The sequence below is a fragment of the Neobacillus sp. CF12 genome, assembly GCF_030348765.1.
Classification (GTDB): domain Bacteria; phylum Bacillota; class Bacilli; order Bacillales; family Cytobacillaceae; genus Neobacillus.
Genome location: NZ_JAUCEU010000007.1, coordinates 1,557,249 through 1,569,712, shown reverse-complemented (window position 1 = coordinate 1,569,712; position 12,464 = coordinate 1,557,249). Strand labels below are relative to the sequence as shown.

General features: G+C 34.8%; 9 protein-coding genes. 7 read left to right on the top strand and 2 right to left on the bottom strand.

Annotation, left to right across the window (positions count from 1 at the left end):
- Positions 1–14: 14 nt before the first annotated feature.
- The 6 genes from QUG14_RS07660 (at position 15) to srtB (ending at position 8,121) form a co-directional block, all read left to right on the top strand.
- The gene (locus tag QUG14_RS07660; protein ID WP_289339924.1) at positions 15–2,684 is read left to right on the top strand and encodes a glycosyl hydrolase; all 2,670 of its coding nucleotides are present in this window, start codon (positions 15–17) and stop codon (positions 2,682–2,684) included.
- A gap of 22 nt (positions 2,685–2,706) precedes the next feature.
- A complete protein-coding gene (locus QUG14_RS07655) occupies positions 2,707–3,516 on the top strand; it encodes an SDR family NAD(P)-dependent oxidoreductase (RefSeq protein ID WP_289339923.1) in 810 nt (269 codons plus the stop codon).
- A 324-nt stretch (positions 3,517–3,840) separates the two neighbouring features.
- A complete protein-coding gene (locus tag QUG14_RS07650) occupies positions 3,841–5,070 on the top strand; it encodes a cytochrome P450 (RefSeq protein ID WP_289339922.1) in 1,230 nt (409 codons plus the stop codon).
- A 126-nt stretch (positions 5,071–5,196) separates the two neighbouring features.
- Positions 5,197–6,387: a sensor histidine kinase gene (locus QUG14_RS07645; protein WP_289339921.1), complete on the top strand. Its 1,191-nt coding sequence runs from the start codon at positions 5,197–5,199 to the stop codon at positions 6,385–6,387.
- A 19-nt stretch (positions 6,388–6,406) separates the two neighbouring features.
- Complete coding sequence (locus QUG14_RS07640; RefSeq protein WP_289339920.1) at positions 6,407–7,054, top strand: response regulator; 648 nt, start codon at positions 6,407–6,409, stop codon at positions 7,052–7,054.
- 170 nt (positions 7,055–7,224) lie between these two features.
- A complete protein-coding gene (srtB, locus tag QUG14_RS07635) occupies positions 7,225–8,121 on the top strand; it encodes a class B sortase (RefSeq protein ID WP_289339919.1) in 897 nt (298 codons plus the stop codon).
- 32 nt (positions 8,122–8,153) lie between these two features.
- Here the strand turns inward: srtB and QUG14_RS07630 are convergent, their stop codons facing one another.
- On the bottom strand, positions 8,154–8,729 hold the full coding sequence (locus QUG14_RS07630; RefSeq protein ID WP_289339918.1) for a hypothetical protein: 576 nt from the start codon (positions 8,727–8,729) through the stop codon (positions 8,154–8,156).
- 200 nt (positions 8,730–8,929) lie between these two features.
- Complete coding sequence (locus tag QUG14_RS07625; RefSeq protein WP_289339917.1) at positions 8,930–10,612, bottom strand: sensor histidine kinase; 1,683 nt, start codon at positions 10,610–10,612, stop codon at positions 8,930–8,932.
- A 95-nt stretch (positions 10,613–10,707) separates the two neighbouring features.
- On the opposite strand from QUG14_RS07625, the gene QUG14_RS07620 reads away from it, so the two are divergent.
- Complete coding sequence (locus QUG14_RS07620) at positions 10,708–12,315, top strand: response regulator transcription factor (RefSeq protein WP_289339916.1); 1,608 nt, start codon at positions 10,708–10,710, stop codon at positions 12,313–12,315.
- The last annotated feature ends 149 nt before the right edge of the window (positions 12,316–12,464 follow it).

Below are 12,464 nucleotides of genomic sequence, written 5' to 3'. Positions count from 1 at the left end.
AGGAGGAACTAAGCTTGAATCAAAAAATTAATAATTTGCTTAATTCTAAAGGGGATAATTATATTTTTCCATTTTTATGGTTACATGGCGAAGATGAGTCAGTTCTTAGAGAGTATATGGGAGCTATACATTCGTCAGGAATTGGAGCGGTTTGTGTGGAAAGTAGACCACACCCTGATTATTGTGGCCCACAATGGTGGCATGATTTGGACATCATATTAGACGAAGCAAAAAAGCGGGATATGAAAGTATGGATTTTGGATGACAGCCATTTTCCTACTGGATATGCAAATGGGGCCTTAGAGGATGCGCCTGCTGAATTATGCAGGCAATTTCTATATTATTCTTCAATTGAAGTGGTGGGACCAGCGAAATCTGCCCAATTAAATGTTGCTAAACATGTTAAATATGTTAAAAATCCTTTTGAAAATAGTGGATTTTCTATGCGTCCAAAAAAGGAGAGAAGAAAGTTTGATGATGATAGTTTGCTTAGTGTTTGTGCAGCCCGTATCGATCAGGACTTTGATGCATCAACTTTAATAGATATTACGGAATTGGTTCAGGATGGGGAACTTGTGTGGGATGTCCCGGAAGGCAAGTGGATTATATATGTGAATTATCTTACCCGAAATGCTGGAAGCCGTGATAGTTACATCAATATGCTTAATAAAAAAAGTGCTAGAAAGCAAATAGAAGCCGTATATGAACCACATCTTGAACGTTATAAAGTGGAGTTTGGGAAAACAATTGCTGGTTTCTTTTCTGATGAACCAGAACTAGGTAATGGCAAAATGAATGCAAATCAACCAATTGGTACAGATACAGATCTTCCATGGAGTGAAGAGGTGGAGGCGCAAATGCATACACGCTTAGGGGGAGATTGGAAAGCGAAATTACCTTTGCTTTGGGAAAGTGGAAGCCATCCTGATCAAACAGCAGAAGTACGTTATGTCTATATGGATATTATCACCAGATTGGTGGAGGAGAATTTTTCTAAACAAATTGGTAACTGGTGTGAAGAGCATGGCGTGGAATACATTGGCCACTTGATCGAGGACAATAACATGCATGCAAGACCCGGCTCAAGTCTAGGTCATTTTTTCCGTGGATTATCTGGGCAACATATGTCTGGAATTGATGATATTGGAGGACAAGTAATGCCAGGCGGAGAGATTTATCCTAAGAAAACCATTATTGGTGAACGCGATGGAGAATTCTTTCATTATATGCTTGGTAAACTCGGCAGTTCCTTTGCAGCGATCGACCCAATAAAGAAGGGACGCACCATGTGTGAGATATTCGGTGCATATGGTTGGGGTGAAGGTGTCCGGATGATGAAATATCTTGTGGATCATTTCCTTGTGAGAGGTGTGAATCATTATGTCCCACATGCATTTTCTGCCAAGCCTTATCCTGATCCAGATTGCCCGCCCCATTTCTATGCAAATGGTCATGATCCGCAGTTCCGTCACTTCGGTGCACTGATGAGATATTTAAACCGCATGTGTGCCCTAATTAGTGATGGTAAAAGAGTTACTTCTGCTGCTATTCTTTATCATGCGGATGCAGAATGGGCTGGGGAGTATATGTTAGACCAAAAGCCAGCACACGTACTGATGGATAACCAAATCGATTTTGATATCCTGCCTTCCGATGTATTTACTGAACAAGACAGATATAAAACAAAAATCGGGAAACATTTGCATGTCAATAATCAAGAATACAAGACTTTAATTATTCCTTTTTCACAATATGTCACTGAAAGTACAGTTAAAACAGTAATAGAACTGAAAAAAGCAGGGGTTCAGGTTCTCTTTATCAATGATTTGCCAAGTGGAATTATTGGTGCAGACAGTGCATTGCTTAAAGAATTGTCCGATTGTAAGGTGGTAACATTAGATACTCTGGTTTCTGAACTAAAAGAGAATGCTGTTAAAGAAATTGTTGTAGAGCCAGATTTTTCTATGCTTCGTTATTTGCACTATCAAGATGAAAACGATATTTTTCTTTTCACAAACGAGAATATGGCAGAAACCTTCAGAGGTACAATTAATGTTCCAATTTCAGGCGCTGTGTATGGTTATGATGTATGGAATAATGAATTGTATGAAGTGAGTGCAGAGCAAAATGGTGAAGGAACTACGCTTGATTTGGAAATACCACCTTATCAAAGTGTGGTCGTAGTCTTTGATAAATCCGAAGGGGTAGAAGTTAAGACACCCGTTTCATATAATCAGGAATTTATTCTGAAGGATGGTTGGACGATGAGCATGGCAACTTCAATAGAGTACCCTGAATTCCATGATAGGCAGGAAATTTCCAGCTTCATGAATGTCGGCTTAAAGTACCCAGAGTTTTCAGGTTTTATCCGATATGAGAATGAGGTAGAAGTTCCTGTAACGAAACAAGCATCCCTAATGATCGAAGATGCGTTTGAAGGGGTAGAGGTATTCATAAATGATAAATCAGTTGGAATCCAGGTTGCACCACCATTTGTATTTGATATAAGCAAGCAACTTAATGAGGGGAAAAATAACCTTCGTATTGAGGTAGCAACGACGCTTGAGCGTGAACAACATTATAGACCTCTAGAGCCAGGAAGCTTCTTTGCTGCATTTGCAAAAGCTCCATTACTACAACCTACTGGAATTGTAGGGGATGTAAAAATATTGGCTCGAAAATAGTTATTTAGGAGGAGGATTTAATATGACTGATTTTTCAAGTGTAAAAGATAAGGTTGTAGTAATAACTGGTGCTGCCGATGGACTTGGGGAAGCAATTGCACAATGTTTTGGAGAAAACGGTATGAAGGTTGTTGTATCAGATATCGATGCGGAAAAGGGTAATAAGGTAGTTGAACAAATAAAATCTAAAGGAGGAGAAGCATCTTTCATTAAAGCTGATGTTAGCAAAGAAATAGATGTGAAGGAAATGATGGATTTTGCAGTCGAAACTTATGGGTGTTTAGATGGGCTTGTTAATAATGCTGGGATCGCAGCTGCAAATAGACCTACACACGAATATTCAGTAGCTGAATTTGATAGGTTAACCTCTGTTAATTTAAAGGGTGTATTCTTAGGTTTGAAATTTGGGGTTGAGGCTATCCTTAAGTCAAAATCATCAAGTGGATTTATCATTAATATTGCTTCTTTAGCTGGTTTATTGGGTAATAGTTCAATGGGACTTTATTCTTCAGCTAAACATGGCGTTGTGGGTTTAACAAAGAGTGCAGCACTTGATTATGCACCCTATAACATCACAGTTAACGCTATTTGTCCGGGCACGTTTAGAACTTCGATATGGGGAGACGCACCTGAAGAACAAGTGCAACAATATGCAAAGATGTTATCTCCCAATGGAAAACTTGGAGACCCTAAGGAAATTGGTCATTTAGCATTATTCTTAGCTTCTGATTTAGCCCGTTACATCAGTGGTTCTGCTATATCAATTGATGCTGGCTCTAGTGCAGGTAAGCTTACTCCTTCCAAATGGAGCCATCCAGAAATTCTGGTGTAACTTGACAATCTATTAAAAATAACTTCCTATTTTTATGGAAGTTATTTTTCTTTTTATCCTATAATCCAAATTATCACCAGTTATGATTAGTATTGGGGATTTTTTTAGAACATCTCGATATAAAACAGCAAGCTAAAAAATTTGCCCAATGGTACATCATCTAAACATGCCCAAAAGGACGATTTTTTTTATTTTCATATTTAATAAAATAAAGACATTAAAATTAAGCGCTATAAGCATTGTGCTTAATAGAAATGGAGGTATTCGTTCACAGAGATTTTAATAACATAGCAATTCTTAAATACAAATAAATGAGGTGGACATATGAAAGAAATGATTTCATTGCAAGACATTACAAAATTTCATTCTAGGTCAGAAGAATTTTTCCCTCTAGAATGGTACAAAAAGATGCTGAATAATGACCCCGTGTTTTATCATAATGAAACCGATACCTGGAATGTGTTTAGATATGATGATGTCAAACAGGTATTAAGCAACCATGAAATATTTTCAAGTGTAGGCTCTAGAACAACGATTGGAGTAGGTGCTAATAATAAAGAAGGAGCGATCCCGGATAAGTTAAATCTTACTGAAGTTGATCCTCCGCAACATCAAAAAAGTCGGTCCCTATTGTCAGCTGCTTTTACACCGCGCAGCCTGAAAAGCTGGGAACCACGGATTCAACAAATTGCTACACAACTAGTAGACGACATGCAAGAAGATACTATTATTGATATTGTCGAGGCACTGGCAGGGCTATTTCCGACAATGGTTATGGCGGACCTTATTGGTGTTCCTTCAAAAGATAGTCTAATGTATAAAAAATGGGTTGATGTTTTATTTCAACCCTATACGAAAGAAAAACAGCAGGAAATTGATATGAAAAAGCAAGCTGCTGCCATAGAATATTTCCAATATTTATATCCCCTTGTTGTTCAAAAACGGTCTAATCCGGCAGATGATATCATCTCGGACTTATTGAAGGTGGAAGTAGATGGTGAAAGATTTACGGATGATGAGATTGTTCGAACAACGATGCTTTTGTTAGGGGCAGGTATTGAAACAACAGGTCACATGCTATCAAGTATCTTTTATTCACTTCTGTATGATGATAAGAACTTATATGAAGAATTAAAAAACGAAGTGGAACTCGTTCCAAAAGCAGTTGAAGAAATGCTTCGTTACCGTTTTCATATTGGAAAAAGAGAACGCTTCGTTAAAAAGGATATCAATATCTGGGATGTGGAACTTAAAAAGGGAGATGTTGTCATTGCATGGATGAGCGCAGCCAATATGGACGAAACCATGTTTGAGAATCCCTTCGAAATGAATATTCACCGGAAAAATAATAAAAAACATTTATCTTTTGGTAATGGACCGCATTTTTGTCTTGGTGCACCACTAGCTAGATTAGAATTGAACATAGCATTAACAACATTTTTGCAAAAAGTTTCTCGTATTGAGCCAATTGAATCATTTGACCTGGAGAATAATTTGGCTGATTCTGCTCCGGGCCAATCATTGATTCATTTACCACTTAAAATATATAAATAATTATATATACTTAAAAGCCGGCTCTTCCTTCCAATCTGGTTTGGAGAGCCGGCTTTTGTAAACATAAGACACTTGGCCCTGTTATAGTCTGATATTTTATTTAAAATATAGTAAGGTGGTGAAAAAATGGTTAAATTTTATAATTTTAATACTTCTACTTTTCTATCAGATGGATTAATCCTTTCAAGAATTGCCAATATTTTCTGGATATTAGTAGCCTATGTTGGAACCATGTTACTACAGAATATTCAAAAAGCCCTATTCTTTCAGAGTATTGTTTTTACATTTATTATCGCAATCTATATTCTTTTATACAGTTTTTCACATTCACTTTCGCATAATCGGAGTTGGGTATATTTTATAGTACAAGGTAGCCTTATTTTTATTTCATCGTTTTTAGTTCCTAAGGGTTCTCCTGTTATTTTGCTTTGTTTGCTTCCCGTATTAGTAGCTCAAAGTATCACGATTTTTCAAAAAAGCATCAAGATTCTCATCATTTTTATCGCTGCCTATTTCCTATACGGCATTGTGATCTGGCTAAACTATGGATTGCAGGAATTACCCATTTTTATCTTAGTATTTTTTATTAATTTGACGATCGTTAACTTCTATTCCGTCATTTTCAACAGACAAGTTCAAGCCAGTTTACGAATGGAATACTATCTGCAGGAATTAGAAACTGCGCATCAAAAGGTTGAAAAACTTACCTTAGCGAATGAAAGACAACGTATGGCAAGAGATTTGCATGATACACTTGCACAAGGGTTGGCAGGTTTAATCATGCAATTGGAGGCTGTTGATGCTCATTTGAAAAATGGGAATACAAACCGATCTCAAGAAATTATTCATCAGTCTATGATACGAGCGAGAGAGACAATGAGAAATGCAAGAACAGTCATTGACGATTTGAGAACAAAATCTATTGAAAAGACCGATTTTAATTGTGAGGTACATAGAAAAATAGAAGAGTTTACAGAAGCAACTTCTATTAAGGTAGATTATGACCTTGATCCTATAGCAGTGCTGTCTAACTTAATAATGGAGCATAGTTTATATATGATTAGTGAGTGTTTAACCAATATTGCGAAGCATGCACAAGCACAGAGGGTAAAAATAATGGTAAAAAAAATGAACAAATACTTAATTATCAAGATAGAAGATGATGGAGTGGGATTTAAAACCCAGACAATAGGCAAATATTCAGGTAATTATGGTCTACTCGGTTTAAACGAAAGAGTTCGGTTAATAGGAGGGAAATTAGAAATTCATAGTTTTCCATTTAGTGGGACTAAAATTAGTATCACTGTACCTATTTAATAGAAAGGAGTTTGGCGCAGTGAGTAATAAAGTATTAATCGTAGATGACCATTTGGTAGTTCGGGAAGGATTGAAATTAATTATAGAAACAAACGAGTCTTTCCATGTAATTGGAGAGGCTGAAAATGGTGCAGCAGCGCTTGAATTCATTGAAAACAATCAACCAGATGTTATTTTAATGGACTTAAATATGCCCATTATGAGTGGATTAGATACAATCAAAACGTTAAATGACAGGAAAAGCTCAATCCCCATCATTATCTTAACAACCTACAATGAGGATGAATTAATTATTAGGGGGTTAGCGTTAGGTGCAAAAGGATATTTATTAAAGGATACAAGTCGGGAAGAGCTTTTTCGGACGATTGAATCTGCTATCAGAGGTGAAACTTTATTACAGCCAGAAATGATGGCTAAACTTATTCGTTCAAAAGAAAAGAAGTCTACTGTTAGGGCTTCCTTTGAATCATCTAATCTGACTGAAAAGGAACTTTTCATTCTAAAAGCAGCTGCCAAAGGTTATAGGAATAAAGATATAGCGTTTGATTTGGGAATCGCCGAACGCACTGTCAAGGCACATTTAACGAATATTTACAACAAACTGGCCGTCAATACTAGAACTGAAGCAGTGGCTGTAGCCTTAGAACGAGCATGGATTCACCTTTAAAATATAAAATATGCCCATTCGAACGGTTTGAACTTACACAATTGATTGTTTCTGATCATTATTGTAGTAGTTCTTTTTTTATGTCGGAAATGTAAATAAGAAAGTCGGATGGAGCATAACAGCAAACAAGTAAAGGGAGGTATAATGGTTTAAATACATGAGGTGATGCCATGAAAAAAGTGAACCTTTCTCTAAAACAAAAAGTCGTATGGAGAAAATTTTTATTTACTATATTATTGGCTGGTTTTTTCTTTTCGACTATTATGATTGCTAGAAGAGCGGTAGACTCCTATAATACCAAGACTTTAAATAATGAATTGTCAAAAATACAAGAAAAAATTAATGTTATAGGAACCTCGAATAATTCCAATCAAATCTTAGATAATATTGATGATTTGGAGACAAAGGATAAAAGTATAGTAATATATGAAAGGGAAAGAATCGAGGAAGAGAATAAAGATAACGAAATAAGAACGCAGATCGAGCAGCTTGCAAAAGTTAATAGGGATATCAAAGGCTGGATTAGGATTGAAAATACATTAGTAAACTATCCGGTCGTACAAACGGACGATAATTCATTTTATTTAGAACATGATGCTGGAAAGAATAAGAACCGGTACGGCACTATTTTTATTGATGAAATCAACGATGTCAGTAACCCGGAAAAACTTCAAGGTCAAAACATAATACTTTATGGTCACCATATGAAAAATGGAGATGAAAGTATGTTTGGATCTTTAGAAAGATTTCGCGAATATGAGTTCTTTACTGCGAATGATAGTATTAATTTTAATCTCTTCCCTGAAAGTTATAAGTTTCAAGTATTTGGTGTATATTTGGTAAATCAAGACTTTGACTATAGAAATACAAGACTTGGAACGGAACTAGATATAAAAAACCTTTTAAACAGATTAAAGAATGAGCAAATTCAATTTCGAGAAGTAACCCTTACCCCAAATGATACTATTCTTACGCTATCTACTTGTGCTTATGACTTCGAGGATGCAAGACTGGTAATTATGGCAAAGTTGATAAACGATGGTAATATAAAAGGAACCAACCAGTAATGATACTGGTTGGTTCCTTTATTTTTGACTATTTAGACAGTAATTTTCTTTTTACGAAGTACTGTCATACCAATAAAGGCAGCACCGGCAACAATCACATAAACTAAAATTCCGCTATCTCCAGTTTTAGGATTACTGTTAGAAGTTGTAGAAGTTGCATCAGCTACAATTTGTCCACCTGCTTGTTTTACAACATCTTTCCACAATGTTTGGAAAGTTGTATAGACTTTGGAATCAGGAGCAGCTTTTGCATACTTCGTAACTTTCGATCCATCCAATACAGTGGCCATTTGATTATGATAGTCTGTAACCTCTTCAAGTGTTGCCAGCATTGAAGCCTGGACCTCTTTTGGTGCTTGTTGTGCCATAGATGTAGTTAGCTTCATACTGCCATTGTACCAGCCAAACTCAAAGCTAGTAACTTTACCGTCCGCAACAACCATATTAGTAATCTTGAAGGAACTTCCTTGTGCATCAGGAGTTGAGGAAGAAGCGTACACACCATCTTTTAACCCAGTTGTAGAATCCGCAAATGCTACTCCCGTCATGCTTACTACTAGACACAAAACCAGCATGAAGAATCCAATGATTTTTGTTCCCTTTTTCATGAAAAACCCTCCTTTTTTTATATGTCTGACAATGTCTGACAATATTAATGATAGCGATTTCATATTTTAATAGTTATGATTTTTCCGACATAATACATTTCCTTTTCCGACATAATGAGGAAAAAAGCAAAAATGTGCCACCTATTATAGAAATTAGGTGGCACATGTAAAAATATGGATTGTCGATTTGACCATTCTATCTATTCATTTATATTTTCAAACAAAGCAGGCAAAGTAATCTCCGACACCGCACCACCGTCATTATAAAATTTCCATGTGCCCTTACCATGATATAAAATTTTGATTCGTTGAACAGAATTGAAAATACCAATATGGTTACCAAATGAATGTTTTGGTTTCTTTCCTGAGTTTATCCGCTCAAGACTATCAGTCGGATATCCAATACCACTATCAGAGATTACTATATTTGCATAAGGGTAATAATCAACTTCAAAATATTCTACTTTTACAGAAAGATGAATGACTTTGTTCATATCAATCGCATACTTAATAGAGTTCTCAACAAAGTTTTGTATAAGCATAGGTGGAATTAACATATCTTCAATCAATTGATTTACATTAATAGAATAAGTAAACTTGTCTTTATAACGTATCTTTTGGATTTCAAGGTAATCTTTTATATGATTAATCTCTTCATAAAGTGGAACAAAATCGTTATCAGCTTTTGCCATATATCTGAAGTAGTCTACAGAATAAAGGATTAGTTTTTTTGCGGTCTGCGAGTCTTCGTTTTGTATCAAGTTATTAACCATATTTAAAGAGTTAATCAAAAAATGAGGATTTATCTGCAATTGGAGATTACGCAACTGAGATTTCTGAACTTTAATCTGTTCCTCATATACATTTATTTTAAGGTTTTGGACCGTATCCATCATCTTATTGAAGGTGGAATTGACAATTTCAAACTCGTTGGAACTCCTATGGAGATCAATTCTATATTTGAGGTCACCTACACGAACTCTACCCATAGATTTTATTAACTTCCGTAAAGGTTTAACGATTGTAACATTCATAAGCAAAATTAATAAAGGCAGCATTAAAGCTAAAAAAATTGAAACCAATAAAATGTACTTTTGGATAAAGGGCAATGATTCAAGAATTACTGACTTTGATAGAACTTCTATCAATAGAATATCTGCAACGGAGGATTTACTAGTTATAACTACATGATCCTTCGGTTGTTTGTCGATAACCAAATTAAGAGAATCAGAGGGTATGAATAATAACTTAGATGTAATAAAGTTCTTTCGACTAAATTCATTTTTAATTCTATCTGTACTTGCATAAGCGCCAGCTATTATATCTCCGTTACCATAGGACAAATTTATCAAACTGTTGTGTTTGTCTATCGTGGTTAAGGTCCAGGTTGATTTTGGGAAATTGTTGGATGAGCTAATCATTTCAGATTTCGCTAGCACATACCTTTTTAATTCGTTTAATTCAGAGGAAGAAACACCATGTTGGGTAGCTTGTATGAAATAATCCCCGTTTTTCACATATATAAAAAAAGCATCTATTTGATTAGTTGAAAGCAGTCTGTTTGAAAGACTGGTAAATATCCTGTATTTGGCAAAGATAAAATCGGTATCGTCACGTTCACTAACTAAAATCTTTGGATCACTTTGGAATAGTGCCATATCCAATGTATAATTCATAGAATTTTTAAGCTGAGTGTCAATCTGAGTAAGATAAGACTGAAGCATATTTTTATGTGTACCTTCTACTTGTTTTAACAGAGATTCATGAGTTTGATAAATGTTATAAATGAGTAGAGATATAAGAGGGGTAAGGATTATAATGATATAAAAGACAATCTTAAATGAGATGGAATTATATATAAATTTGAAATTTTTTATTTTCATATAGATTCCTCCACTAGGGTGTAACAATATATGTTTATTATAAGTTCAGAGATAGTGTTGTCAATCTAAGATTTAGAGAGGAGCGGGTAAATATAGTGAATATTCTAATAGTGGATGATGAAATCAGTGCAATTGAGGCAGTTCAAAAAGGCATACATTGGGATAAGTTAGCCGTTTCTTCTATATATACAGCCACAAGCATGAAAGAGGCAATAGAAAAATTAAACAAACATAATATAGATATTATGTTCAGTGATATTGAAATGCCAAGGGGGACAGGGCTTGAGTTATTGCAGTGGTTAAAACAAAACAAGCCAGAGGTCGGTTGTATTTTTATGACTTGTCATGCTGATTTTAAGTATGCCCAAAAGGCAATACAACTAGGAAGTATGGATTACCTCTTGAAACCGCTTAACTATGAGGAGGTAGTAATAACACTCAAAAGCGCCATTGAAAAAGTAAAAAATGATAAGATTTTAAGAAAGAACAGTGGTGCATGGCTCGAAAATAAAAACATCGTTCTTAAACAATTTTGGAAAGATTTTTTTATTGGAGATATTTCTCCAGATAAGGAGAGCCTCTTACGGTATATTCAAGCAAGAGACATTGATATTAGTTTAGAAAAGAATTACATTCCTGTGCTAGTCAGTATCAAAAAAACTTCTGAAGATATTACAAGGAATGAAAGAAGACTATTTGAGTTCGCCATAAAAAATATTTCCGATGAGCTCTTCACAATTGAAGATGTCAATAAAGAGGTGATAGAGTTTACTGAAAATTCCGTTTTAATTATGTTCGATTTGAATAAATCCTTAGATAATAAAGACTACACACAGTTAATAAAAGCCAGCTGCGAAGAATTAATTCAAGTAGTAAAATTATATTATAAGATGATGACGATCTGCTGTTATATAGGTACCAAAGACAGTATTTATGCCATGCCTAATCAGATAGAAAATATGCAAACGATTGATTTTAACAATGTAGCATATCATCAGGATATATTTCTGTTAAGTTCGTACAGACGTTATTATATTGAATATAACAATTCTATTTTTACAAAATGGAGTGAGTTTATTCAGACAAATAAATTTCAAGATTTGCTTAGTGAAGTTAAGCAAATGCTTACATCAGAGATTAACCTAATGAAAATTGATAGGAAGTTTTTACAGAACTTTTACCAAGATTTTTACTTTGTTCTGATTTCTTTCGCTGCAAAGAATAGGGTCTTTTTAAGTGAGTTATTTGGAGATAACAGATCTCAACAGATTTTCCAAAATGGATTAACCTCTGTAACAGATTTATTGAGGTGGGTAGAGTACACCATAAGTATAATAAAGGATTTTGTTGAGAAAAATGAGGAGATATCTAATCCTGTAGATAAAACAAAAAAATATATAGAAAATCATATATCTGAAGAAATATCGATGGAGGGTATAGCTCAAAATGTTCATCTGAACCCAGATTATCTTACGAGGATCTTTAAGAAAGAAGTAGGTGTCTCTATCAGCAGATATATAATATATCGTAAAATGGATATAGCGAAAAGACTGTTACTAGAAACTGACGAATCTATAGGTGAAATTGCTTTAAAGGTGGGGTATTATAATTATTCTAGTTTTAACAGAATCTTCACCAAGTTCGTAAATATGTCTCCGCAACAATTCAAAAATTCGCATAAAAATGGTTTATCTAGCAGATGAGTGTAATATTCATCTGTTTTTTTTTTGTCAAAAATAGATGAAGGGAATCCAACACCTTCATAAACTATTAAATGTCGGAAGTCGGAAATGGAAATCAAACAAGTCGGATAAAGTATAATTCTATAAAAATGAAAGCGTTATAATTAAAA